This window comes from Paucihalobacter sp. (genome assembly GCF_036825875.1).
GTDB lineage: Bacteria > Bacteroidota > Bacteroidia > Flavobacteriales > Flavobacteriaceae > Paucihalobacter.
In genome coordinates this window covers 15960-42253 of record NZ_DAISXK010000027.1, presented here as the reverse complement: position 1 = coordinate 42253, position 26294 = coordinate 15960, and the positions used below count along the sequence as shown (strand labels likewise).

Sequence of the window (26294 nt, the reverse complement as noted above, 5' to 3'; positions counted from 1 at the left end):
GCATCAATATCTTTTGGCAGATTGTTTAGGGTTTCGGCTTTGAGGAAATCTGCTTCAACCAACTCAACATCTTCTTGGTCTTTAAAAAGTTGCTGTACTCTGGGTATATCTCTAACAGGGCAAATGACCATATGACCTTCTTGTAACAAAAGAGGAATAATTCTTTTGCCGATGTATCCTGTTGCTCCTGTTACTAAAACTCTCATAAATTAATTTAATTGAAGTGTGTTTTTGAGCCTTTTGCATCTAACAAACTTTTATTCTTCTCGTCGGGCGAAGCCTGGCTTTGGTCTTTGGTATTCTAATCTCAAATGGGAATCAGGAACCGCATAAGCATCTAAACCATTAATTGTAGCAACCTTTGCTTTTGATAAATCTATAAAGCCATCTTTATGTAGTAAGTCTTCTTTTACAAATAACTGACTAATTTTACCGATTACTAAAACTGTATTATTAGCAGGGATTGAATGTTCTTCAACAAACTCCATTGACAATTGTATTGGGCAACCATCTACGAATGGTGCGTAAAAATCATCACGGTAAATTTTATTGAGTGAAGTTACGTCAAATTCTGATACTTCCCTTGCATATTTAGCTGAGGTGTGGTGTGCATCTTCTAATATATCTTTATGAATGTGATTAATCGTAAAACAACCAGTAGCTTTTATATTATCGTAAGTATGGCGCATTACTGTCGTTGGTCTTAAGAAAAACCCAAGCAAACCAGGATTCGAACCCAAATGTGTTACCGAGCTAAAAACTGCTACATTGCTAAAACCGTCTTTGGATTTAGTGCCTATAAGGTTGGCAGATTTATAACCAGAACAACTGTTAATAAGGTTGATTCGGTATAAATGATGCAACTCATCAATGTCTCGACTGTTAAACTGCCTCATTTAATTTGTGGAAGTTATTGATTTGAACGTTTTGCGCTTTCAAATCGAACATCAAGTTATAAAGTCCGAAAAACGTGCGGTTCATATAAATAAAATGCTTAGAACCACGATTGCCATTCATTTTTCTTAATTCGGTACTTTTTGTATAGCGTTCGCTCAATTCACCAATTTTATCAAAGAATGTATTATCGGAAAAATCAAAGATTTCACTGTGAAATGGCTGTGTGAATAAACTCAACAAATCATGGAATAGGACAGAGAAGAACTTAATCTCTTCGGGGCTGTCGTCTGCTCTTAAGATTTCAAGTTGATACAGTTTTTCCATGAAAAAGTCTTTATTTTCAATACTTTCCTTTCTGGCCAATTCAAAATAAGGTATGTAAAAATCGTCTGGGATAATTTTCATACAACCAAAATCGAGGGCAATCAATTCACCTTCCGCAGAAATTAAAAAGTTTCCAGGATGCGGGTCGGCGTGCACTTTTTTCAAAACGTGAATCTGGTACATGTAGAAATCCCATAAAGCCTGACCGAGTTGGTTAGACATTTCTTGACTGGTGTTGTGTTTTACAAACTCCGACAAATGTTCACCTTGCATATAATCCATAGTGATAATTCGGTCTGATGAATATGCTTCGTAATACTGCGGAAAACGCAAATTTGGAATATGGTTGCAGGCCAAAGCTACTTCTTTACTCTGTTGAACCTCTAAAATATAATCTGTTTCTTCAACAAGTTTGTCTTCAACTTCTTTAAAATATTTATCAGAATCTTTACCTCTAATATTGAACATTTTAATGGCGATTGGTTTCACCATAGCCAAATCTGAAGCTATACTTTTAGCTACGCCGGGATATTGAATTTTCACAGCAAGTTTTTTCCCATCCTTTTCAGCTAAATGCACTTGGCCAATACTAGCCGCATTTACTGAGGTTGAGTCGAATTTATCAAACAACTCATTAGGGTGTTTTCCGAAGTAGTTTTTAAAAGTTTTAATCACCAAAGGAGGCGACAATGGTGGAACCGAAAATTGTGCTAAAGAAAATTTCTCAACATAAGCCTGCGGCAAAATGCTTTTTTCCATGCTGAGCATTTGAGCAACCTTGAGAGCACTTCCTTTAAGTTGCTTGAGACCATCGTAAATATCTTCTGCATTATTGTTGTTTAGTCGGTCCTTTGCTTCTGCTTCGGTTTTGGTGATTTTGTCACCGTAATATTTAAGGTAATTCACGCCAACTTTAGCTCCGGTTTGAACCATTTTGGAGGCGCGTTGAATTTTAGATGTGGGTATACTATTTAAGGTTTTCAATAGGTCTTATTTAATTTAGTTCATTTGCATTCTTTCTTTGAAAAGGAATTTTCCAAAGTCAATCACACTTTTTAGGGGCTGTGTATTAATAACGTCAAAACTAGTTTTGAGTGATTTTTCAATGAAAATATCTGTTTTTTCAAATCCAGCCGATGTGTCATCCATCCAAAATTTCATGGTATACAACAACTGAAGCCAAGCGGTTTCAACTATGGTACGCTGTTGTATTTTTTCGATTTGTTCCTGCTCAATGTTGAAGGTTTCAATTTCAAGACTTTTGATATAATCTGAAAATTCTGACTTTAATTTAGTTAAAGCCTTTGATGAATTAATTGGCTTATTGCCTTCACCTAAAGCGAAAAGAACGTAACTTCTATTAGCTGTTAAAATTTCAAAGAAGGTATAATAAAAGCTCAACAATTTATTTCTAGCGTCGAAAGATTGGTATTCTTCGTTTTGAGCTAATAGGTTTAAAGCATTGTGTAAAAAAGCTGTAAAAATCTTTTGTTCTAGGGCTTTAAATGTGCCAAAATGAGCGTAGAAACTAGCTTCTTCAAAGTTGTTATCTTTCGCAAATTTATAAACTGAATGAGGTGCTTTACCATGCTCTAACACATAATCCATGTAAAAGTCGATGAGGTTGCTTTCCGTAATATTTTTCTTTTTTGCCATGATGAATAATTTATACTTCAAAGATACAAAATGTTTAACGATAGTATTGCGAAAGTTAAACAATATTAGTTGAAATTTAACAGAGTGATGACTACATCCAAACTGAAATGATTTTAAATGATTTCAATTACGCTTTCTCTGGATCGATGCATTCATACTTGTTATAAACCAACAAGATGAGTATTTTGTTATAACCATAAACAAACCAGATCAATTCCAAGTTTACAATAGAATTTTAAAGTTTTAAAATAAATGTTGTTCCTATTCCCGGTTGTGATTCCACATCAATTATGCAGTTAATTTGTTTTGCCCAATCTCTTATGAGATGCAAACCCAATCCAGATTGAATACCCACTACGGTATTTTCATCAAATAAAGCTTGCAATTTTTCTTTGGATGCCCCTTGGCCATTATCGGTAATGGAAATGAAATTATTTGAATTTTTTTGCCATGCTTTCCAGATTATTTTTGGATTTTCAACACTTTTAATGGCATTTATGGCATTGCTAGTGAGGTTACGCAAAATCGTTTTTAGGTAGTTTTCGTCAGTGACGATTTCCATGTTTTCATCAATAATGTATTTAATTTCAATTCTATTGTACCCGGAAAACACTTTTTGATTATCAATAAATAAAATGCTCACAGCCACTTTTCTAAATTGTGGTGCAAAATGCTCCATTTGCCCTTTGCTCCATAGCAACATATCTTCCATGGATTGGAGTAGATTTTCTGCGGTATGGATTGTTTTTTCGTCCATACGCTTTTTTGTTGCTTCATCTAGAAGTTCGGGGCTGTTTTTTTGAAGGTTTAAAAAGGAAATAAGATTAGCCACCGGACTGCGCAGGTCGTGGTTTAAAATAGAGAAAAATCGTGTTTTAACTTTATTTGCCTTGTCGAGCTCTTTGTTTAAAATGGTGAGTTTGGTATTGGCTTTTTTTCGTTGCCGGTTTTGAAAAAACAACAGCATTCCTATACTCGTCAAAAAAAATAAACCAAGCACAAAAATTTTAAGTTGATTATTTTTTTGTTGATTGATTAATGCATTTTCAATAGCTAAGAGTTCGTTTTCCTTTTCTTTTTTTTCAGTCTCAAATAGCACTTTTTGTTCAGCAATGTTTTTTACCATTTGTTCAGAGCGTATCCGGTCTCTTTGGTCTCCTTCTAAGGTTTTGTAATGTAGTGCCAGTTTGTAATCACCGGCTAGTTCTGTGTTTTTTGCTAACAAGTTATACAGTGTTAATTGTGCGTGAGGATCTTTAAGTGTGATGAGCTTTTTTTCTACCTGTTGTAAATAATTGATGGCCGTTTGTGGCTTGCCTTGTTTTTGATTAATTTCTGCTAATGTATTGGCTGTATAAACCAAAGTTTCGGGAGAATTGAGACTGTCTGCAATAAAGAGCGTGCGCTCGAGAGATTTAGTATATTCAGGATTAAGATCATTTTTAAACCTAAAATGCACATCCACATGCCCTGTTGGTAGTGTTCTGGTAACGTCTTGACGCGATTGGTAATAATGTTGTAGCCATAAATCAGTAAATTGTACGGTCTCAATGGGAAATAAATCAATATTATATGTAAAAAAATCAGCTAACGAATAGAGTATATATCTTTTTTGTGAGTTATTATCTAGATGCTCTGCAGCATTCCACATTTTTTTATAATAAACAGCAGCTTCATTAATATCTCCTAACTTATCTTGTATCATACCTTTGTAAAGATATACCTTCCATAAATTGTCTTTTTGATTTGCGTCAATATACATGGCTTCTGCAATATTAAGATGGTGCAAGGCCAAATCTAGGTTGTTTAGGTTAATATAAGTAGTTGCTAATGAAATATGGAAATTAAACTCACCTTCAAGATCTTTTAATTTTTTACTTAAATCTTTACCGGATTTCAGAAAAATTAATGCTTCATCTTGTTTTCCTTTTGCGACAAAAATATTACCCAAATTATATAAAATCATCATTTTATGATGAACCGTAGTATCTTTTGTTTTAGCATATTCAAAAACAGCGATAGCTTCTTGCTCAGAACGCATTACATATGTATTGTAAAGTTGGCTGTAAACTATTTTCTTTTCAGAATTTGTTTTTAATTTTTGAATTTGGATAAATATGCTGTCAACGTATGTTTCATTAATAGTTAATGATGATGATTTAGGAACAGTTTTTTCCTGCGCGCATAAAAGAAAAGATTGTGCAATCAACAACAAGGTAGAGAGTGTTCTAATCATAATGCAGAAAAACTAAATTTAAAGTCAGAAGCTCAATCAAATATAATCGATTTTGTTGATTTTTTGTAAATGATAGTTTTAAGTATTCAACTTATGTTGGCATCATGTTTAGAAGCACTACTTTTTTCAGAATTACATCACAAATTTTCAATTAAAAATAATTGAACGGCAACAAATAGTGCTTTTAAAAGTCCTGTTGATTTTAAATGTTTTCACCTATTCTTCGTTGACCTCAATCGATTCATATTTATTGTGAATCAACAGGATAAGCAATCCAAAAACTATAGATGACAGAATAAGAATGTTATTTAACAAGCCGTCTGTTGAGAATGATAAGCGCAACAAAATGGTTGAAATAATAAACCCCGAATTTCTAATGACTTTATGAAAACTATTGGTGTAAAAGAATGAAATAAGCAAGAGTAATACATCAACAATAATTAAAATGGTGAAAAATTCCTCAAAGAATATATTGTTGATTTTAACGAAAGACCCTAAGTTTAAATTATCGCTCCAAGCTATTTCACTAATCCAACCTATGAGAGAATATGAGGCAATAATCACAATTACAGGTACTAAGGTTACAGCAATCAACTTTTTTAAATTGATAAAATATTCGAAATTGAGCTTGCTTAAATTTTTATCTTTTTCGGTTAGAGATTGTTTTAGTATGTTCTTTTTAAATAAAAATATAATGAAGAAAATAAGAATGGCTAAAACAATATCGTAGGTAAACTGTAAATCGCCTTTAATCTCAAGCCAATCTCTGGTCAATTCTAAGTCGGAGAAATCTTTAAATAAACGTCTTATAACAATGAGGGTGATAATTTCATATTGCTTGCTTACATAGGTTGTAACAGATCTCGGCATATAAAACACTAACAAATACACCTCGTATATCAAAATAAATGAGAACGGTGTATAAATAGCCGCAATAGGATTTTTAAAAAGAGCTACTTCACTACCAACCGATAAAAAACCAATTTGCACAAAATAAATGAGCAATAAGTGAATTAAAAAAGATACAATGGCCAAAACCAAAATTATCCTTTCCAGACGTTCTTTGGTGTGAGAGGAGAGAAATTTATCAAATAAATAACTCATTAATTTATTGTTTTTCATAATGCTAAAGTGGCCCGATGGATTGGCTTATGGCATTGATTGATGTGAAGTTGGTTGTTGGTAATATTTGAAATTAAATATGGGTTCGCTATGGATAAAAACCATCAACCTTAAAACCATACCTTAATTTTACCGAAGGTACTTATTTTTACCATTGGTCACAAAACATATATGAGAATATTTTTCAGCCTTCAAATAACAATAAGATTATTTCATATTCCTAATCGAAATGGTTTCTGACCTAAACTTATTTTTCCCAAAGTCCAATGTTCTAATTGGGAACGGAATATTGATATTATGAGTATTGTAAGCTGCTTTGATAGCCATAATTCCTGCGCTTTGTGCCTCTAGGATATCTCTTCGGTCTTTGACATCTGTCCAAAATCTGATGATGTAATTTATTGAGCTATCGCCAAATTCGGTGTAAAAAAACTCTATTTTTTCGTTTCTATTTTGCTTAAATATATGTTCAATAGCATTAGTGGTCACTAGTTTTACAACTTCCAAATCACTTTCGTAGCCTACGCCGCAGCTTATGGTAATTCTAGAGCGTTTGGTTCCAGTGAAATTCTTAAATGGCGAATCAATAATTTTAGAGTTAGGAATCATAACAGCGTTGTTATCACCCTCCATAATGGTAACGCTTCGTAGGTTGATGTCAATTACCCTTCCTTCATGATTGTTGGTTACAATCCAATCGCCAATTTGAATATTGGGCAAAAACGATAAAATAAATCCTGAAAATGTATTGTGAAGTGTGCCTTGTAATGCCAAACCAATAGCAAGACCAACCACCCCAGCACCAGCAAGCACCGAGGTAAGTACCTTATCTAAATCTAGAATGGCTAAAGCAGTAAAAAAACCAATCAGTATGGTTACAATAAAGACAGTACGCGCTAAAATGGCTTTGATGGATTCTTGTCCCACCTTTTTTAATAAGACCCTTTTAATGAAATGAGACAGATATTTACCAATGTACCAAAAGATCACAAATATAACAATGGCCAATAAAAAGTTGGGGGTTTTTAAAATGATGTCTTCACCCCAACCGTAGAGTTTATCCATTATTTTTTCAAATGCTCTACTTAACTCGAAATCTTTAAACATAAAAATTAATAAAATAATATTAATGATGTGTTAACTGAATGCAGTTCTTAAATATACCAATAATTTTTAAATAGATAAATTATTGTAAAGCACCCCATAAAATATAGCCGTTTAAAACCATAAAAAACAAAGCAGGTAAGGATATCCATAAACTGTCTTTTAGTCTTAATCTCACAATTAATCCCAATAACATCAACAAGGCTAAACCACCAGCTGAAATAATTAATAGTGGTTTATAAAAGAAAAAACCTACCATTAAACCAAAGGCACCTAATAATTCTAAAACAACGGTTAGCAGTCCTAATTTTTCTAATTGAAAGCGTTTAAATTCACTCTTCATATGTGGTCCCGTAAAATAGGAAACACCATAACCCAAAAATGACACACTCGATAGAAGCACACAAACTGTGTAAAGCGACATATTTATATGAGGTTAGCGGCGCTTACGGCAATGTATACACACAGAAGTAAAAGAATTAATGACGGTATGCGCTGTTTAAATGGATTACCTGCTTTAAAATGAAAATACTGCGCGGCTACCATAAATAATCCCATAAGTACAGCAGATATGAGTGTTAAGGATGGATACCAAATACCTGCGATTAATAAAGTTGCAAGTACTGTTTTAGCAAAACCGACAAAGCTTCTCGTAACATCATTCAACCCAAATTGGTTGAACTCTTTAATAACGTTGTGAATTCTAAAAATCCAAACAAAAGCCACCGAGGCAGCCACTGCAATTTGAGCAATAGTCATAAAATAATTCATTGTTGGTAATTTTTAATAAAGGTACAACAACTTTCTAAAATGAATAATAACAAAGACTTTAATATCACTAATCTTTTTCGATATCCCTTAAATGTATATTTAAGGCTCTTACACTAATTTGAATTTCAAAAATAGAGAGAATGAGCGACAACATTAATAATACCAACGATATACCAAAAATAATACTTCCAGTTACTTGCCAGTTTTCGTAAATGGCAAACATGCTAATTACGCAAAGTAGGAGTGAAGCAATACCCGATAATTGCATATTTTTTATAAGATTGACACGTTTTCTTAAATTGGCAATTTGCGCTTTAATATTTGAGTCAGGTTGTTCTTTATATTGTTTATGTAAACTTCTAATAAGTCCGGCAATAGTTAAGAATCGATTGGTGTAAGCTAACAGTAGCAATGAAATGGCAGGAAATAGTAAAGCTGGCGTGGTTAAGGAAACTTCCATAGAAAAATTTTAAGGCAAATGTAGATATTCTGAATTGAATTACTTATTTATTTATTGCAATCACCTCCGATAAATCCGATGCTCGCTTAAGTGGTTAAATTTTTTTAGAATTAATGATAGTAAGACCTTGCCAATTCTTTTTAAATATTTTAATCAAACAATCCAGACTTAGCTAACTGACGAGCAATTGTTGGTAATTCGTGAGTTTTTCCATTTTGGTCTGCTGTGCCAAAAAAAGCAATCACTAAATTTCTTGATGGTGAAATGTAAAGACCTTGTCCACCAAATCCTTCCTTGTAAAAATCGCCATCTTGCATTACCAAATCCCATTGATAACTATTGTGACTTGGCCCATCTTGCTGGCGTCTTGTTTCGGGCGACCAACTTTCGGAATATATTTCAGGACGACCTTCGTTTTGAATTTTGTTAAGATAGTCGTTTGAAATAACACTAGTATCTTTGGCAGATTCCGCTGGTAAAAATAAGGTGCCAAATCTTGCAAGGTCCCTTAATGTAGAACTCAAACCGGCATGTGCAATACCAACACCTTTGGTTTGTGCCATTAAAGCATCGGCTTCTGCACCCATTTTTTGCCAAATTTCCTCTTCAATATTTTGCGCTAAAGTTTTATTGGTAATGCGTTCAATTAGTTCGGCAAGCACAAAAGTATTTACAGATGAATATTCAATAACCTTTCCCGTTTCTTTTTGTGCTTTTAAGGATTTTATGTGTTCCCAAGTGCTAATAGGTGTTGTTTCCGTTGGTTTTAAAAATCCTAAAGTAGCTTCATATTGGTAAATGCAGTTTTCGGGATTTTCGTAGGCGCCTTCAACAGTTTCTAAGCAGTCGATTCCCGATGCCATATCTAAAATATCTATTATCGGCACTTGTTCCCAGCCAGTGCCTTCTAATTCTGGTAAATAAAAGTTTATAGATTTTGATGCGTCTAGTTGTTTACGATCTTCTAAAATGGCAATAAGGGTAGAAATAACAATTTTTGTAACGGACATATAAACGTGTTTCTCTTCCGGAAACATTCTTGGATAGGCTTCAAATATTATAGCATTATTGCGCACTATTATCATACCGTCTACTGGTGCTGTGTAGAGGTATTTCTGAAGTGATAAGGAGCCTTTTTCTGATGTGGTTTTGAAATCAGAAATCTCTGGACGGTAATTTTTTGTAAAGTCATATTCTTTTCCTTTTTTCTTAATCACAGCATGCGTCCAAAACTCGGTCATATTTAAAAAGGTATAACGCGACAATTCGCCGCCATCATCCCAATTGTCAATACTCCATTGTTTGTGAATAACCTCGATATCTTGTTTTGAGAAGCCTTCGTAGGATTGAGAATATAAATGACCAATGCCTAACAAACCTAGTAATAACGTCACATAAATCGTCTTATTTTTGAATAAAAGACATTGAATAAAAAGATTTGAATACAGCATAGGTGGTGAAATAACAAACAACGAGTTTACGAACATATGACTGATGAAATATACAAAAATATTTAGCGGTGTACCTCTTGTCTGTTGAAATATTTAAGTCGTTCGCTTTGCAGTTTTAATATAGCTGGGTAATTAAAAAAGATAACTTCAGTTTATAATCTCATAAAAAGTATTTAGTCAAGTGCTCTGAACTTCTAGTTCTTTTCAAAAAAAACATCTGTGTTAATGTTTTGGTAAAAAGCTATTTAAGTTTTCTTTTTATGTAAATTTATTCAATAAATATTGTAAAATATCTTTTTGTAATTGTATAAATACTGCTAATCAATACCAAATACCAATGAAATCAATATTATTCAGTTTATGCTTATTTATAGGAATAAGTCCATTGAAAATTAATGCTCAGGATTTTCAAGGTCAGGCAATTTATTTATCTAAATCTAGACTAGAACTAGGTAATTGGGGAGCAAACATGACTGAAATTCAGAAAAAACAAGTAGAAGAACGTTTAAAAAACCGATTAGAAAAAACTTATACTTTAAATTTTAATAAGGAAGCTTCATTTTACAAAGAGGAAGCAAAGCTTGATGCTATTTCGGGCGCTACCGATTCGTGGGGCAAGAATTTTGCACCTGGGAATCAATATAAAAATATTAAAAACAATTCACTTGTTCAAAGTCAAGAATTTTATGGAAAGTATTTTTTGGTGAAAGACGAGTTACAATCTATCAAATGGAATATGGGCACCGAAACCAAACAAATTGGCAATTATATGTGTTTTAAGGCTACAGCAACTATTCCAACTGCGGAGCTAACTTGGTACGATTTTTCGTGGAGTGATTTAAGAGACAACAGCTACTCCAACGCCTCAGAAACTGATGATGAAACCGAAACGCCTGAAATAGCAACCACCGAAGTTGAGGCATGGTATACACCACAAATACCTGTAAGCCATGGCCCTGGTGAATATTGGGGACTTCCAGGACTTATACTTGAAGTTAGTGCAGGAAATACCACAATGCTTTGTTCAAAGATAATTTTAAATCCACAAACCAAGCTTAAGATTGAAGCGCCAGACAAGGGAAAAGAAATCAATAAGAAAGATTACAGAGCTACCATTCAAACCAAAATGATCGAGATGAGAGACAATAGAATGGGCAGAGGTCGCGGCTAAATGGTTTTAAGAAAAAAGTTCAATTCAAAAAAAGTGGTTATTGGTTTAAAGGTTTTTTACAAAATCACCTTTTTTTAAATCATTTCCTGATAAATCGTTTTCGAATGTGATTTCTGTGGAAATCAATCCATGTTCTGAAGTTGGATACTTTACATTAAAATGCAAATGCGGTTTTGTGGTAAATCCAGTCATACCGCTTATACCAATTGGCTGTCCTGTTTCTATAAAATCACCAAGTTCTACTAAAGCACCTTTATAATTTAAATGTACATATTGTGTGAAAAGTCCACTATGAGGATGATAGAGTGTTATATAATTACTTTTGTCATTGTCACGCCATGCTTTGCTGGTGTCATATTCTTTATAATCCTCTATTACGCCTACCACATAACCTTTGTCAGCACTAGCGATGGTGTCACCTACCTGTAAATTAAAATCTATTGCGTATTTGCTGTAAAGTGTATTATGTGAAAACTTACCATTATAGCCCTGCATAACCTTATAGGTTTTTCCTTGAGGAAATGGAAAGGCAATGACATTTTTTTTAATTTTTTGGTTAGCGTCGCCATATCTAACGATGTATTTTGATTTACTGGATAAATTAAATTTCGGATAGTTAATTCGTATAATAGTATCTTGCATTGCCTGTAAATTGATTTGTCCAAAATAGGAATGTAAATCAGAATTTAAATTGTCTTTTGCCAATTGTATGTTTATTGGGCATTTGATAGGGTTTTTTAAATAGAACAAAACACTATCATTTCGCTGTTCTTGTACGAAATAATATTTAAAAGCATAATACTGTTCCTGTGGAAGTTTTTTTGCACTCGTGCAAGCACAAATTAATAATATAACTATTAAAGGTTTAAGTGTTCTCATGCTTGGTTGGTTTTAATTTGAATACAATTGGATGAGTAAATGCGGTAACAACCCTAAAATCCAAATTAAAAAATTGACACTGTAATACTCTCAAATATAAATAATCTGTTGCAAAAATTCAGTGTAAAATTTCAAATATGTCCATCATGCCTTTAGATAAACAGAGATTAATATAATTTGGCTAAACAATATTTAATTCTAGAGTTTACTCCTATTAATTGCACCTAAATATCAATGCAGTGTGCATTTTGCATGTAAATTAATAAGAAGTTCAGTTTTTTAAAATCTTATCAGCTCTTTTTTCAAGATCCTCAAGGTCGTTTTGCTCCTTTATAGATTGTTTACCAACCGTTAAAATCATTTCGGCGTGTTTTATAACAGCTTTATTATGGCTTTCTGTTTTTGTGAATTTTAATATGATTATTTGTGCTTCCATAAGTCTTATTATCACAGCGGTACTTCCTGCTGAAAATTGTCTTATTTGATGGAAGGCCGCATCTAGAAGTCCTTCAAAATCTGTATTATCGGCTACAACACGTAGCTGTTCGTCATCATCAAAACGGAATTTAGATGGAAATTCGGCTTCTGCCAAATAACACATCGCAGCTGTAAGATGGTCAATACATGTCATGGCAGTATAAGGATCATTAACGCCAGGAGATAAAGCTCTTGCAGCGATGTCAACCATTTGATGAATTGAAAATTCTAAATCCTGTTGCGCTGTTTTTGTTTTGCCAATCACAAATTGATCTAATAATTGATCTGATGCATCTTGCTGCCATTTTTCATTTGAATATAATATACCAATCTCGCCATCTTTTACCAAGAAATCACCTGGACGTTTGCTCATCACCAATAAAGAATCGTGTTTCGCTACAGTCTTTATAAGTACTTTATTGTCTATGTACTGAAGATAGCCGCTTTTGTCAGATTTAACAGGACTACAATTTCGATATCCTGAAATTGTTGCAGCCAAATCAATTTTTAAATCTTCCTTGGAGTCATTTCCAATTTTTTCTGGGAAGAGCGTTTCAACCTGTTTTGAAATAAAATCTGAAATATCAGAAACAACCCTATCAGCTTGTATGCTCACCGCAATTTGATGGATAAATATTATAAGCAAAATGATGTTGAGCATTGCGGCTAAAATCGCAACTAATATTGAGATTGATGGGATAAAAGTATAACCGTCATTGTCCCGAATAGCATTTAAAACTAGCAAGCAATACAAGTAGGTAGATACGTAAGAACCAAGTACTACTTGATTTAACTTAACGTACATAAAATTTTTGATAAGCCGCGGTCCGAATTGCGATGAGGCCAAAGTCAATGCTACTAGGGTAACGGAAAACACAGTACCTGCTACGCCAATCATGGCTCCAGAAATTGTTGATAAAATACTGCGTGCCGAATCGGAACTGTTTACTAAAAAAAAGCGAATCCAACCTTTATGTGAAATGCTTACAGCGCTATCTAAGGATACCAAACCAATCGATAAAAATATTGAAAAGGCAAGGATAAGCACTGGTAAAAACCAAAAGGTTGCTGTTAATTCCTTCCAAAAGAAGATTAGTTTTTTCATGCTTGAATGCTTTAATTATCCGAAGATAAACATTAGTGTCTGGTTTATCCGCCGATTTCTATATGTATTTGTCCAGTTGGTGTCCAAAAAACGCAAACATTCTTTTTCTGCTTCAGAAGATAGTAATGACAACTGTAGAACTTGAGGTGGTATTGGTTGTTTTAAATATTAAAATTCAGACTTAATTTTTTCAAAACCTTTCTTAAAAGAATTGGATGTATCGGAGAAACCCTCTTTAGAATCTTTCCAGGGGTCTACTGATGCGTTTTGTAAATCATTGTATTTCGCTTTTAATTCAAATTTTTGAGATTTTAAATCTTTCAGAGCTTCTTTGTATTTTGCCTTAACATCCTGTTTAGCGGATTCTTTTTAGCTTTTAATTCATTTATTTTAGCTGAAAATTCGTTAATTATTTGATTTTGTATAAAACTTCTGATTCGACTTCTAACTTTAGAGTACCAATTTTTTTAATTTAATTTTATAAACTTAACTCTTGATATTTCCACACCGGTAGGTAAGCAATTACCTTCTTGATTTTCAGCAGTTATAAATATTTCTACAGGCTGATAGGGAAACGATGCTTTATAGGTTGATTTCACGGCGTTATCTTGCGTAAAGTGCCCAACATTTCTTACAACACCAGCTTTTGAAACCGCCCAAATAACATAAATTTTCATGGGCGGTTCAAGTCTTTCGGGCGCTGCAAGATTATTGGCCTCAAGAGTTACCAAATAGTTAGGCTCTGACTCTTTTTTTATTTCAGCAGTGATGTCTGCTGCGGGAGTTACCTCGGATATGGGAAAGTTAAAGGTTTCAGTACACGAAATCATTAAAGCAACCGCGGCTGCGATTGCAAAAAAATTGATGGATTTCATTTTTATTAATGTTTAGTTGTTGTTTGTTTAAAACTTGAATTAGTGTTTCGAGCTTCAAGTTGGTTAATTTTTTTGTTAACTCTATTTCATAAATGAACTTAGCATCCAATGGCTTTTTTCTGTTCTTTTTATATAAGCAATCAATAAATCAGAGGTTGCTAAATCACCTTCTTTAGCAATTTTTTCGTGGGCATCAATACAAAGCGAAATTAATGTTTCAAAATCTTTTAAAATTTCTGCCGACATCTCTGAAGAGTTTAAAGAATTATCGGTCTCCTCAATGGTCGACATTTCTAAATATTCTTTTAAAGTACTTACTGGTTTTTTTCCGAATACGCGTATACGTTCGGCAATTTCATCTATCTGTAGTTTAACTGAATTGTATTCTAATTCAAAAAACTCATGCAGCTCAAAAAACGAATGTCCTTCAACGTTCCAATGATAATTTCTTAGTTTTTGGTAATGCACATGGTAATTTGCTATTAGGGTGTTTAAAGATTCTACAAGGTCTTTAGCTTGTTTACTATCGAAGCCTAATTTTTTATAATTTTTCATATTTTGAAGTCTTAGTTATTTATATTTTTGATACTATGTCGATATTGAAATGCTATAAATCATCTATTTAATTATTCTCTATCGTCGTGTTTCTTTTTAGTTGGATCCATCTCTTCAATGAAATCATTTATATCACTATTTGATTCTGTTCCGTAAGCATTGATTAACATAATTTTACTACTTCCATCCTTTTTACTGATTGCGTAAAGAATACTATTGTCTCCCGGATTAGTTTGACCTTCGAAGCGATGAAAATCATCGATTTCCCATTCCGATGGATTTAATAATTTTATTTTGTCCATTGGAATGTTCGTGTCATAACCTTCTTCGTTTAGTTCATTCATAACTTGTGATAGTGTTTTTCTTGTAGACATGTCTTTTTAGATTAATTCTGTTAAATTATTTGAATAAGTCTTTTGATTACTTAAATCTATTTGTTTTAAAGAAGTTAATGGTAGGTAATTTTCAATGCAATGATGCCCGTTGGTTTGTTATAAAGATACCCAACCAAAACTTTACTTAGATGATTTTGCTGTTGGAAAGTAGTGCAATAATCTGCTTTTATAAAGTTAATCAAATGATTTTTAATATTTAAGGTTTTTATTAGAAATTATTCTTGCTTTTCGGGATATTTCATCATTTTTTGTGAAGTTGTCCCAAAAATTTTTTTTAATCGCCGGCAACAAATAAATATTACAATAAACCATATGCTATTATTGACATTATCTGCGAAATATGTAAGAGAAATCATGAATTATATGAGATGTTTACCCTAATTCCTTCCGACTTTTACACCGAAAATTAAATAGACCAGTAGTGCTAAAAATCTACAATTAGTTTTAAATAAAACTAGTTTGACTGATTGTCCCATTTGATTAAAAACGAAATGGTTAATTAGCACGACAGCTCTGAATTTTAAAACTAAATTCGACATAGTATTAAAAAATAGAGATTGAATTAAATATTTGAAGATAAATGAGAATTATGGAAAATTTTACGCACAAGGCTAGTGTTAACAAGCTAAAAGAATTAGTTGAGAACAACAAAATCTGTCTATTTTGTATAGACCTAAAAGCTGACGATGGCTCCAGTTGCAGCCCAATGCAGGCATTGCACGTATGCGATCAAGGGAATATTTGGTTTTTGAGTGATGTAGATAGCGAAAAAAATAGTGCTATCAAAAAGGGTAATCATGTTCAATTAATTTTTTCGCATTCTGATAGTAATAGTTTTTTTATAGTTAATGGTCAAGCCGAAATAATAATCGATCAAGAAAAAGCCGAAGAGTTATGGGAACCAGTAGCCCAAAATTGGTTTGCAGATGGCAAGAATGATCCAAATATTTCTATTATCAAAGTCAAACCTCAAATGGCCTATTATTGGGATACCAATTGTAAAAGAATGATTAGTTTTTTTAAAGTAAATCACAATTATTAGTAAGATACAATTCTGATCAAAAAAGGTTGGTAAATTCCTTGTAATAATACAATTGCAAACGGACGCTCATATTTATTATCGTACTTCTTTATAACGACATTTTTTATTTTTTAATTTCACAACAGCTTCCAAAGCTAAAGTTTCAATTTTGAGCTTTGTATTTTAAATGGTCCTTACAATCGTTGTTCGATTTACAATGTGTGTAAACATTAGAATTTACTGTAAAACTTAGTATTAGCCTAAATCAGTTAAATAGAAAACAAAGGTAATCTAGTAACTTCCCAAGAAAAATCTGCAACAGAAGAGTCTTTTCATTATATTTAAAAGTCACTAACGAAATACGAATTGTATTTTTTTAACAAATAACGTTATATTAAGAAGCTTATGAAATTGTCTTTCCAAAATTTATTTTTCGTATTGGCATTCATATTTGGTTTATTTGCTGTTATGGTAGTTGCCAAAACAGTACTTATACCTTTAAGTCTCGCGCTATTACTTTCGTTTATATTGTATCCAGTAGTTAAACGTTTAGAAAAATGGGGATTAAATAAACTGTTTTCTGCCTTTATTACCTTGCTCGTATTATTTGCCTTAATAGGCGGAAGTATCACTTTGTTTTCTACTGAAATAATGAGCCTCTCTCACAAATTTCAGGATTTTACAGGAAAAATAATGAATACATTATCAGATGCTGTGGTGTTTGTTAATCGCAATGTGAATTTTGTAGATGAATTACAAAGAGACGAATTAGTAGAAGAAGGTAAAGATTACCTGAAAGAATCTTCAGGAACTTTAATACAAAATACTTTTAGTGGCACAGCTTCATTTCTTACTGGTTTAATTTCGACTATTATTTTTACATTTTTATTTTTAATTTATCGAGTAGGATTAACAAAAGCAATTGTTGCATTTGGCGATGACAAGAATAAAATTAAAATTTTCAGAATGCTCAAAAATATTCAGAGTGTTGGTAAACAATATCTTTCCGGTATGTTTTTGTTAATTTTAATTTTAGGATGTGCCAATAGTTTAGGTCTGTTAATTATTGGAATTGACAGTCCATTTTTCTTTGGATTTTTAGCAGCAGTTTTATCCATTATTCCGTTTGTTGGTACCACTATAGGTGCCATTATTCCGGTGCTTTATGCTTTTATGACTTCAGATTCGTTGTGGATCCCCATAGCTGTCATCATTTTATTTTGGGCAATTCAAATTATTGAAAGTAATTTCTTAAATCCAAAAATAGTAGGTAGTAGTTTAAATGTTAATGCCTTAGCTGCAATTCTGAGTTTATTAATAGGGGCATCTGTATGGGGTGTCGCGGGTATGGTGTTGTTTCTTCCATTTGCCGCTATTCTCAAGGTGGTGTGCGAAGAATTTGATGATTTAAAACCTATTGCAATGCTCATTAGCGACGATATTTCTAGTGATACTAACACTAAATCCGATAGTTTCAAATGGATTGAAACCATTAAAGGTTGGTTTAAGAAATAATAGCAAACATTATTGATTGATTTTCAAAATATTGAAGTTGGACACAAACTATTTTTATGCAGCCAGTGCTAGATTCAGCTAAAAAAAAGCTACCTCATGATGATGAGATAGCTTCTAAATATTTCTCGCTTAAAAGTGTATCAAAATAATCCTAATAGCCACCATACGATTAAGAAAACTACAATAGTTCCCAAACAACCGCCGCCTAATTTTTTTGCAGTATAACCAGCAATTAATCCTTTGAAAATTTTATTCATCGTTTAATAAATTAGGCCTTTTCTTTAGTTGCTTTAACATTAATTTTATGTTCTGCCAATTTTGACAGTTTTTGATCTGCTGCTTTTTCTTCCTTAAGTGTTTTTTCAAGAAGTTTTTCTACTTCATTTAAACCCAATTTTTCCGCAAATTGTCGCAGTGTCCCGTACGAAGCAATTTCGTAATGTTCTACTTTTTGAGCGGCTAAGATAATACCAGCATCGGACATCGGACCTTCTTCACATTCTTCCATGATGCCTTCTGCTTCTTTAATCAAACCTTCCATAGCATCACACTTTTTAGCAGCAGGTTTTATATCAATACTTTTAAAAACTTTTTCTAAGCGTTCTATTTGCTCCTTGGTTTCTTCCAAGTGTTCAGTTAAGGCTTTTTCTAACTTAGAGGATGATGCGTTTTTAATCATCTTAGGAATTGCCTTAGTTAATGCCTTTTCAGCCCAATAAATGTCTTTTAATTGGTCTTCAAATAATTCCATAAGTTGAGATGATTCCATGGAGACATTTTTTGATTTATCTTTTGACTGTTTTCCGTTTTGTGACGCAGTTGTTGAACCTGATTTTTGATCTTTCATTGTTTTTATTTTTAATAATTAATAAATTATTTTAAACTTATTTGATTTGACTTTGAAGCCTAATCAAAACCTCTTATGCATCCACCAAAGCGTCACGCAAATCTTTTACATGATTGTGATCGGCATTCAATAGCGATTTTTGGCCACTAATCATCGTGCGATGTGAGGCGTTTAAATGGTCTAAATCATTTTCTAGGGCGTCTTCATAGGTTTCCTGAGCTTGGTCTTCTCCATACTTGCATGAGTTTAAAATCGCTTTTCGGTCTCTACCAGTTAGCGCAGCTTTAACATCCATCCAAGCACGAAAGAATTTTCCTGAAGTTTTAGTGCCTTCGGCTACTTCACCACCTAATTTTCGAACTTCACCTACTAATTCTTGTTTGCATTTCTGACTTGTCGAAATAAATCTTGCAAATAAGGTTTTTAAATCCTGTTCTTCAGTAGCTTCAGAAGCGGTTTCATAGCCCTCAATTCTATCATTATTAATCGTGATGAGTGAGTTTAATACATCAACTGTTTTGTCATTTTCCATTTTTTTATAGTTTTATAGATTAAGAAATTATTATTAATTGTTTTTATGTTGTTTTGATTTTGCTTCAAGGCTATCCTCGTAAACAGACCAACTCATGACCCCATTTTTAGGCTCTGTTGCTTTATCTACTTTTGACTTACGCTCGGCACTTAATGACTTATTGTCTTTTTGTACCGATTGTTCTGTTCGCTCAGTACCTTTGGCTTTTTCATCTACTAAGCCATTAGTCTTTTGCACATGTTCAAGTGGATTATTGATGTACAGCCATTCTTCGCCCATTTCTGGTCTTTTGCCTTCGTTCCATGAACCTTTAGCTTCATTGCCTTTAGACATATTAAAGTATTTATTACTATTGCGTGGGTAACATGTGAGAATATATTTCTGTTGAGTTTATGTTGAAATACAAAAATACAGTTGATAATCAATCAAATCCTTACACAATCATCATGAATAATATCATACTTTACATATTGATAAGATAAAATACAGTCTTAGATTATGTAAACTGTTTTGATGACTTTTGAATAAAATTAATCGGACTATAAGAATTATATCGATATGATTTGGGCAAGGAATTTAACATGATGGCGGTAATAAAAATGTCGTTAATTAGAATCCGTATTCGTTTTAAATAAATGTGTTTAAAAGACCATTAGTTAATTTTGTAGATAACTTAAACAGGTCTATTAGTGTTAGGAAATCTAACTTTTGATGGATTTTTTTTAAGTTCTTCCATAACACCTTCAAAGAGTTCTTTTTTTATTCGACCTGAATTTTTAGGATCTACCAAATATCGCACAACTACTTCTACCCAGGTATTGTTGTGTGATTTTAAAATAACGGAAGGATATTCATTTACATCTAGCTCATCTACAGGTGTGTCTGCCAGAATTTTTTTAAAGCGCTTTACTCTTCTAACCAAAGCCTCACCGATTTTGATTTTAACAATGCGTTTAACCATATCACTTGTAAATTTAAAGTCACTGTCGTAAGAGATAAAGAAACTAAGCTCATTCCAAATAAACGGAAACAGCGGCCACGAATAATTGTAGACATATTCACTAAACACTTTTGAATTGGCAAATCGAATAATACGTCCGCTAGGATGATCGGAGGTTAAATAATCGCCATTAAATTCCCATAAAGTTGTATCTAGGTAACTTACATTGATTACATCGCCAAAGACATTGCCAATTTTAATGCGTTCACCAACTTCGTAAGGTTTTCGAATAAGAATGTAAAGCCATCCAAAAAAACTTGTGATTAAATTTTGTAAGGCAAACCCAAGAATCAGCGATACAATTCCGAATGAAACCATAGCAGCATACCAATTCGCAAACAGAAGCGATAGTATAATGGCAAGTATCAGCAGACCAGCAAACAAATCGGCAACACGGTTAAAGTTGAATACGGAGGTTTTATTATCTATTTTGCGGTCAAATATTTTTTTAGTAAGCCTACTGGCCATCAGTACTATGGAAATGAACATTATCGCCAGTACAAGTTTTTGTACTATGGGAATGTAATCGATAGGAATAGGAATGCGGTTCCACCTTAAAAGAAAGTAAACAACAACACAACTTAAAAAAATAATAGCGGTTATACCTAATAAAGGCGCTTCCTCTTTAAACGTATCTGAATTTTCTTTTTGTGCAACAATTGAATTTTCATTTAAAGCCCTTTTAACTTTTTCATCTTTTTTGATGTCGTCTAATTCTTTATCTTCTGTTGGGTCTAAAGTCACGATTAATTTTCTTAAATATACGGTTATATTAATTTGAAAAACCTTTTTTCTAAGGCTAAAACTTCACTAAAATTTGCTAAATAGCAGCAAACATGCTTGCAATCTATTTTTAAGGACTTCACTCTGTGAGTATTCTAATTTCTATTCGGCGTTCATCGGTTATCATTTGATCCGAAGAAAAAACATCTCCGAAATTTTGAAAGAATATTTTCTCTTTTGAAATCCATGGCGTAATATTTTCTGATAAGTAGTTGAGTCGCTTATTGGTGATTTCTTTATTTATTCTTGCATTTCCCGAACTATCAGTATATCCCGAAAGCATTATATTCCGTATTTTTTTATTGCGAGTCGAGTCTTTTATTTGGTTGAAAATACTGACCTCGTCAAGAGGATTTATATCTCCTTTGCCATAATATGCGACTAAAAGTGTAGTGTCTATTTTCTTATTAAATGCAGTATTTCTTTGATTTTGCTTTGTACGGGCTGAGGTGTCTTTTGCTTGTAAAGTAACATTTTCTAAACTCAACAATCGGGCATTGAATATTTTTAAGGTGTCTTGTAATTCCCTTACTGGATTTGCGGTTTGCTGTTGGTCAATACCCAAACTTGAAGGTGTCACATTCATGCCTTGTTGTTTCAAGTCGAGAGAATCTCTTTTCTGAGGTTCTAATTGAAGACTTCGTAATTGACTTCTAAGATATTGAATAGTATCGTTTTGTTCCTTAATTAATTGCATGCTTAATTGATCGGATTGTTGATTATTATAGGGTTGACGATGCGTTCTATCTCTGAAAATAAATGATCGTCGTGGCCTTCTGGTATTTGAATTTTGCTGCGCGTTCAACTGATTTTGTAAGCTCTGAATTTGATCGTCCTTAGCCCTTAACTGTTGTTGGTTCCGATAATCGGTGTGTTGATTTTCTGCAAGGGTTGATTTTGCGGTTTCTCTGGCTACAAAAATTGTATCTGTTTTTATGGTATCAGTATTTCGCAATTCATTCATTTGGCTGCGAATTGGAACAATTGTATCGTTTTTGGTTTGTAACATATGTGTGTTATTATTATTGGCCCGAAGAGCATCTTCTTGATTTAGTTTTTGCCCTTCGGTTGCATTATCTGTGGTATCTAATTTTGTGGTATCTAAATTCTGGTTTGAAGATTTTGTAACCATTCTATTTTGAGTTTTTGGAGCATTAATACTATCGTATCTATCTTCTATAATTTGATTGCTCTTGATAACTGATTGGTTATCTGTCTTTTTTACTGTCTGCGTTTCTTTTCTGTTTTTTAAAGTGTCATGTTTTACACTATCTATTGTTTCAAGTTTCTTGCGTTGTATTTGTTGTGTGTTTAAGCTGTCTGTTTTTATTTGAGCTGGTGTTTTAAAACTTTCCACTTTTTGAACACTGTCTTTTGGTTGAAATTTTTGCTGTTCACTCCATACATAACTACTATCAGCCATGGTGGACTGTTTATTTTGAATCTCAGTTATTTGAAAACGTAACTGCTGAAGGGAATCGGAAATAGAACTGAGCGATTTTTCAACTCTTTTTTGATATAAACTATCCGATGATTTGCGCATCATCTTTTTAAGAGAGTCAGTTTTTGATTCAAAATCAACTATCTTTTTGTCAGCCCTTATTGTGTCACTAACCGAATTTTCAGTTTCTACGTATAAACCTCCATAACTATGAGATTGTACCATGCAGGCAGTTAAAGCAAGTGCCATCAGTCCTGCAAATAAAATGTTTCTTATTTTTTTATTCCCATCCATAAGTTAAGTTCTAAAGCCAATCCGGCTGTTGGTATGACTGAAAGTTTACTGAAGTCTTGATTTCCTTTTTCACCCAAAACAATGACGCCTGCGTTGAAACGTAATACTTTAAATATTCGAAATCCAAGTCCCGTATAAACTGGAAGATTAACCCCCGGAGTTACAAATTCGGTTCCGCTGCTATCAACAACGGGTTCGAAAAGCACACCGATAGAAAAACCAAAAGAATCAATCATATTACTTCTTGAGGCCAAGCTAGTTTTATTACTGAAAGGTATCGTCAATCCAGCACCAAGGGTGAAATTGATGTTGTTTTCGGATATGTTGTCTATGCTAACCGATTTATCCCATGCATACATACCAATGTTAACAGGTAGTGTAAAGGGTTGTTTATCGGTTTCAATATTATTAATGTTCGCCTGACGGTGGTGTTGCACCAACTGGGTGTTAGTAAAAGGCTTAAGCTCTGAGCTAATTAAATTGACTAAATGTTCAACCTTTTCAGCAATCATTTCGTTCGCTATTTCATCTCTTTCTACACGAGTTGATCGTTTAAAAAACCTGCTGAATCTGAAATCGCTTTGTACTTTTAACTCTTCTAATATAAGTGAAGAAGGTGCTTGTAATGGAATTAAATTTTTAGATTCGTGATGTTTAAAGGACTCATTTATGAGTGTTTCGAGTTTTTTGTAAACATCTTTCGGCTTATTAACTTTTACATTTTTACCGTCAAAATAAAGGTTGTTATTTAATAAAAACCGAACCCGGTCTTCGACATTCTTAAGCAACATTTCCTTTTGAGTTTGTGATAGCAGTTTGTAGGTAATAATTTCGAAATCATAATTTGAATTGGATTTAAGAATAGCGGGAACTACAATATTAAAAGTTTCTGAATTATTGTTTTCAATTCTATTCCAAACAAAAGAATGCAGAATATCGCTTTTTCCTTCATCAAAAATATTTATTTTGACGAATTCTATATCACTACCAGTTTCTCCTGTTATAACAAATGGTTCGTCATACGGAATCTTTGGGTTGTTGTAAAAGGATCCTGATTCAAAATCTACTTTTACATTTCTCTCCTGTGCATTTAAAAAGGAAAAGAACAATGCCAAAACGGCTGTAATTATAATTTTTTTCATTGTATAGGTTTCAATAATCTGTTCCTACTCGTTTGGCTTTTCGGATTCCGCCACTGCTAAACTTGATACTATTAATCAGCACCTTAGCAACTGGTATTAGTATCTTGTTTTTAACACAATATCTCCTAGCTCTTGTATTTCTTCTTGAGCAGTAAAAAATACGCTTCCATTTTTAGATAATACTGCCCAGGCAATTTTGCTGGTAATGTCGTCTATTACGTTTGCTTTCGTTACATCATCGGTCAGTTCAAATGTTCTATCGCTGGTCATATTAACGGCTTGTGAATAATCTTGGTGAACTACTAACAAGTCACCGCGTCCATCAATTGCAGCCTGATATATTTCTTGTAAATCGGTTAAAACTGCGTTTTGTGAAATAGCTGCTTTCATTTCTTCAACAGCCTCTGTTCTTTTGTTATATTGCAAATCCTGAACTAATTTCCAACTCTGTTTTACAATATTATGTTCTTCAATTTTATTATAGTCAATAGCGGAATGGCCTAAGTAAATAGAAGGTTTATCTGCAACTTGCATTAAACGACTGAAGTTGTCCTCGGTACAAATAACAATACATTTTAAGCCAGTTTCGTTGTGTATTTTCACCACAGCCTTGTCTACCTTATTCAAAAATTCTCTCACTAAATCGTCAAGATGTTTTGAGTCGCTACCTCTATCGGCATGCGTGTTATAATGTCTGTTATCAGAAAATGGGAAATCCTCATTTTTAACTTCATTTAAAATAATATCGTTGATAGTATTGTAAAGTTGTACGCCGCTTTGTGATAATAAAAGGATATAATATTCCTCGCTTCTGTTGTAATTTTTAATTAGAGAAATAAGATTAAATGTATTTGAAATATGCACTCCTGGATTTTTTACTAGCCAAGCTGATTTTATCAACTCTTTTGTGTCATTTGACAGATAGATATGTAAACTGTCTAAATTATAATTAAGGTCTATGTCATCTTCAATTTCAGAAAGTCGCTCTAGTAATCCTGATACTGGTCTTTTACCGAATTCTATTACCACTCTTTCTTCGGCTTCACTTAAAAGATTTTTTAATTGAACTTCATCTTGTGCATTATCAGGATGCGTTCTATGTGTGTTAAGCGAAATAGTAACACAAGGCGTGTTTTTTTCTGATGCTAACATTTCTAGTTTTTGTAAGATTGTCATGTTTTAATTTTTAAGAAGCTTGATTTTAAACTAAATCAAGATTGCGAAGTTTTATTCCTTTTGGGTAAATATTTATAGGCATTCGGTTGCAGAATTTATTCTTCTGCAACCGAACGCCAAAAAAAATATTTATAACTTGACACCCGTTGGGTATGTTATAAGATACAAAAAGAAGTTTGGAGAAGCAAATTTGCTAGTTTGAAATCTACCCAAACCGCTGTTCTTTTTCTAAATTAATCGATGTTTTCTTAATTTTTTTCTAAATACATCATATTAGTAGATTTCTTTCGAGACTCAAGTGAATGATCAAGATGCTTGCGCAAACCTGGCAATGATGTCGTAGCCCAATTTTTAATATCCTTATCGGAGCTATCATTTGATGCTTTTTCAAATGCGCTAATTATATTTTCGTGTGCACTAATCATCATATCGGTGTAAGCCTTGTCAAAATCATCTATTGATTCGTTTAATAACTCGTTGTACTCATCATTAGCACTTCCTTCTAATGAGGAAGTAACACGTATGTTTTTGCGCTCTGCAAGTGCCGTTAAATCCTTTTGAGATTTTGTATGCGCTTCTTCCATCATTTTTCCTAATTCTCTAACTTCTGACGTTTTACCATTTTGCTGTGCTAATTGAGCCAATTGAATTTGCTTTAGGTTTGTTTCCGAGGCGCTCATTATAAATTGAGCATCTTCCGATTGCTGTTGTGCGTTCATTCTGTCATTACCTAGTCTGGTGTTTTCAGTGCGATCGTTACCAATTCTAATATTATCAATTCCAGTGTTGTCTGTTCCGGTGCTACCCATTCTGTTGGTGTCAATTCCGGTGTTGTCCATTCCAGTATTGTCAACTCGATCACTACTACCTTGATTGTTTCCTTGGTTATATACGTCTGTATTATCTCGATTTTGCGTAGGCCCGCATGATATTATCGATAGCATTAACGTAACCATTACTATCTGAATCATTGTTTCTTTTAAATGTGTGAATGTTTTCATTTTCGTTTTTTTAAGTTTATTTGTTGTTTATTATGCGATTAAACGGAATGATTTTTAAAGTCAT

At 33.0% G+C, this 26294-nt stretch carries 27 protein-coding genes; 3 read left to right on the top strand and 24 right to left on the bottom strand.

Annotated elements, in window-relative coordinates; translation table 11 throughout:
• From V7Z48_RS09175 to V7Z48_RS09125, 11 genes are all read right to left on the bottom strand, one after another.
• A partial coding sequence (locus V7Z48_RS09175) for an SDR family oxidoreductase (protein WP_334113119.1) occupies nucleotides 1–206 on the bottom strand: 206 nt, incomplete at its 3' end.
• Between the two features lie 51 nt (nucleotides 207–257).
• Nucleotides 258–896: a flavin reductase family protein gene (locus tag V7Z48_RS09170; protein WP_334113117.1), complete on the bottom strand. Its 639-nt coding sequence runs from the start codon at nucleotides 894–896 to the stop codon at nucleotides 258–260.
• Nucleotides 883–2205, bottom strand: a complete 1323-nt coding sequence (locus V7Z48_RS09165; protein WP_334113115.1) for an ABC1 kinase family protein — start codon at nucleotides 2203–2205, stop codon at nucleotides 883–885. Before V7Z48_RS09165 ends, V7Z48_RS09170 begins: the two co-directional genes overlap by 14 nt.
• Before the next feature lie 15 nt (nucleotides 2206–2220).
• On the bottom strand, nucleotides 2221–2877 hold the full coding sequence (locus V7Z48_RS09160) for a TetR family transcriptional regulator C-terminal domain-containing protein (RefSeq protein WP_334113114.1): 657 nt from the start codon (nucleotides 2875–2877) through the stop codon (nucleotides 2221–2223).
• Nucleotides 2878–3112: 235 nt separating this feature from the next.
• Nucleotides 3113–5113 (bottom strand): HAMP domain-containing sensor histidine kinase, encoded by a 2001-nt coding sequence (locus V7Z48_RS09155; protein WP_334113113.1) that lies wholly within the window; start codon nucleotides 5111–5113, stop codon nucleotides 3113–3115.
• A 216-nt stretch (nucleotides 5114–5329) separates the two neighbouring features.
• The gene (locus V7Z48_RS09150; RefSeq protein WP_334113112.1) at nucleotides 5330–6217 is read right to left on the bottom strand and encodes a hypothetical protein; all 888 of its coding nucleotides are present in this window, start codon (nucleotides 6215–6217) and stop codon (nucleotides 5330–5332) included.
• Between the two features lie 225 nt (nucleotides 6218–6442).
• Nucleotides 6443–7342, bottom strand: coding sequence for a mechanosensitive ion channel family protein (locus V7Z48_RS09145; RefSeq protein ID WP_334113110.1), 900 nt, complete (start codon nucleotides 7340–7342; stop codon nucleotides 6443–6445).
• A 79-nt stretch (nucleotides 7343–7421) separates the two neighbouring features.
• Nucleotides 7422–7763, bottom strand: coding sequence for a DoxX family protein (locus V7Z48_RS09140; RefSeq protein WP_334113109.1), 342 nt, complete (start codon nucleotides 7761–7763; stop codon nucleotides 7422–7424).
• A 2-nt stretch (nucleotides 7764–7765) separates the two neighbouring features.
• Nucleotides 7766–8110 (bottom strand): DoxX family protein, encoded by a 345-nt coding sequence (locus tag V7Z48_RS09135; protein ID WP_334113108.1) that lies wholly within the window; start codon nucleotides 8108–8110, stop codon nucleotides 7766–7768.
• 67 nt (nucleotides 8111–8177) lie between these two features.
• The gene (locus V7Z48_RS09130) at nucleotides 8178–8570 is read right to left on the bottom strand and encodes a DUF2721 domain-containing protein (protein WP_334113107.1); all 393 of its coding nucleotides are present in this window, start codon (nucleotides 8568–8570) and stop codon (nucleotides 8178–8180) included.
• A 149-nt stretch (nucleotides 8571–8719) separates the two neighbouring features.
• Nucleotides 8720–9964: a serine hydrolase domain-containing protein gene (locus V7Z48_RS09125; protein ID WP_334113106.1), complete on the bottom strand. Its 1245-nt coding sequence runs from the start codon at nucleotides 9962–9964 to the stop codon at nucleotides 8720–8722.
• 394 nt (nucleotides 9965–10358) lie between these two features.
• On the opposite strand from V7Z48_RS09125, the gene V7Z48_RS09120 reads away from it, so the two are divergent.
• The gene (locus tag V7Z48_RS09120) at nucleotides 10359–11192 is read left to right on the top strand and encodes a GLPGLI family protein (RefSeq protein WP_334113105.1); all 834 of its coding nucleotides are present in this window, start codon (nucleotides 10359–10361) and stop codon (nucleotides 11190–11192) included.
• A gap of 45 nt (nucleotides 11193–11237) precedes the next feature.
• Here V7Z48_RS09120 and V7Z48_RS09115 read toward each other — a convergent pair whose 3' ends face one another.
• The 5 genes from V7Z48_RS09115 to V7Z48_RS09095 form a co-directional block, all read right to left on the bottom strand.
• Nucleotides 11238–12071: a M23 family metallopeptidase gene (locus V7Z48_RS09115; protein WP_334113104.1), complete on the bottom strand. Its 834-nt coding sequence runs from the start codon at nucleotides 12069–12071 to the stop codon at nucleotides 11238–11240.
• 271 nt (nucleotides 12072–12342) lie between these two features.
• Nucleotides 12343–13653, bottom strand: a complete 1311-nt coding sequence (locus V7Z48_RS09110; protein ID WP_334113103.1) for a DUF2254 domain-containing protein — start codon at nucleotides 13651–13653, stop codon at nucleotides 12343–12345.
• A gap of 467 nt (nucleotides 13654–14120) precedes the next feature.
• Nucleotides 14121–14528 (bottom strand): hypothetical protein, encoded by a 408-nt coding sequence (locus tag V7Z48_RS09105; protein WP_334113102.1) that lies wholly within the window; start codon nucleotides 14526–14528, stop codon nucleotides 14121–14123.
• An 81-nt stretch (nucleotides 14529–14609) separates the two neighbouring features.
• Nucleotides 14610–15083 carry a Dps family protein gene (locus tag V7Z48_RS09100; protein WP_334113101.1) on the bottom strand — a complete coding sequence of 158 codons (474 nt, stop codon included), beginning with the start codon at nucleotides 15081–15083 and terminating at the stop codon, nucleotides 14610–14612.
• A gap of 71 nt (nucleotides 15084–15154) precedes the next feature.
• On the bottom strand, nucleotides 15155–15457 hold the full coding sequence (locus tag V7Z48_RS09095; protein WP_334113100.1) for a phosphoribosylpyrophosphate synthetase: 303 nt from the start codon (nucleotides 15455–15457) through the stop codon (nucleotides 15155–15157).
• A 610-nt stretch (nucleotides 15458–16067) separates the two neighbouring features.
• On the opposite strand from V7Z48_RS09095, the gene V7Z48_RS09090 reads away from it, so the two are divergent.
• Nucleotides 16068–16520, top strand: a complete 453-nt coding sequence (locus tag V7Z48_RS09090; RefSeq protein WP_334113099.1) for a pyridoxamine 5'-phosphate oxidase family protein — start codon at nucleotides 16068–16070, stop codon at nucleotides 16518–16520.
• A 417-nt stretch (nucleotides 16521–16937) separates the two neighbouring features.
• Nucleotides 16938–18014 carry an AI-2E family transporter gene (locus V7Z48_RS09085; RefSeq protein ID WP_334113098.1) on the top strand — a complete coding sequence of 359 codons (1077 nt, stop codon included), beginning with the start codon at nucleotides 16938–16940 and terminating at the stop codon, nucleotides 18012–18014.
• 268 nt (nucleotides 18015–18282) lie between these two features.
• Here the strand turns inward: V7Z48_RS09085 and V7Z48_RS09080 are convergent, their stop codons facing one another.
• The 8 genes from V7Z48_RS09080 to V7Z48_RS09045 all read right to left on the bottom strand — a co-directional run bounded on the left by V7Z48_RS09080 (nucleotide 18283) and on the right by V7Z48_RS09045 (nucleotide 26230).
• Nucleotides 18283–18861 (bottom strand): YciE/YciF ferroxidase family protein, encoded by a 579-nt coding sequence (locus tag V7Z48_RS09080; RefSeq protein ID WP_334113097.1) that lies wholly within the window; start codon nucleotides 18859–18861, stop codon nucleotides 18283–18285.
• A gap of 73 nt (nucleotides 18862–18934) precedes the next feature.
• On the bottom strand, nucleotides 18935–19393 hold the full coding sequence (locus V7Z48_RS09075; RefSeq protein WP_334113096.1) for a ferritin-like domain-containing protein: 459 nt from the start codon (nucleotides 19391–19393) through the stop codon (nucleotides 18935–18937).
• Nucleotides 19394–19426: 33 nt separating this feature from the next.
• On the bottom strand, nucleotides 19427–19726 hold the full coding sequence (locus V7Z48_RS09070; protein WP_334113095.1) for a hypothetical protein: 300 nt from the start codon (nucleotides 19724–19726) through the stop codon (nucleotides 19427–19429).
• A 340-nt stretch (nucleotides 19727–20066) separates the two neighbouring features.
• Nucleotides 20067–21137: a mechanosensitive ion channel family protein gene (locus tag V7Z48_RS09065; protein ID WP_334113093.1), complete on the bottom strand. Its 1071-nt coding sequence runs from the start codon at nucleotides 21135–21137 to the stop codon at nucleotides 20067–20069.
• A 118-nt stretch (nucleotides 21138–21255) separates the two neighbouring features.
• Complete coding sequence (locus tag V7Z48_RS09060) at nucleotides 21256–22911, bottom strand: hypothetical protein (RefSeq protein ID WP_334113092.1); 1656 nt, start codon at nucleotides 22909–22911, stop codon at nucleotides 21256–21258.
• The gene (locus tag V7Z48_RS09055) at nucleotides 22890–24053 is read right to left on the bottom strand and encodes a hypothetical protein (protein ID WP_334113091.1); all 1164 of its coding nucleotides are present in this window, start codon (nucleotides 24051–24053) and stop codon (nucleotides 22890–22892) included. Before V7Z48_RS09055 ends, V7Z48_RS09060 begins: the two co-directional genes overlap by 22 nt.
• A gap of 96 nt (nucleotides 24054–24149) precedes the next feature.
• Nucleotides 24150–25229, bottom strand: a complete 1080-nt coding sequence (locus V7Z48_RS09050) for a baeRF3 domain-containing protein (protein WP_334113090.1) — start codon at nucleotides 25227–25229, stop codon at nucleotides 24150–24152.
• Between the two features lie 248 nt (nucleotides 25230–25477).
• The gene (locus V7Z48_RS09045) at nucleotides 25478–26230 is read right to left on the bottom strand and encodes a DUF4142 domain-containing protein (protein WP_334113089.1); all 753 of its coding nucleotides are present in this window, start codon (nucleotides 26228–26230) and stop codon (nucleotides 25478–25480) included.
• Nucleotides 26231–26294 lie beyond the last annotated feature (64 nt).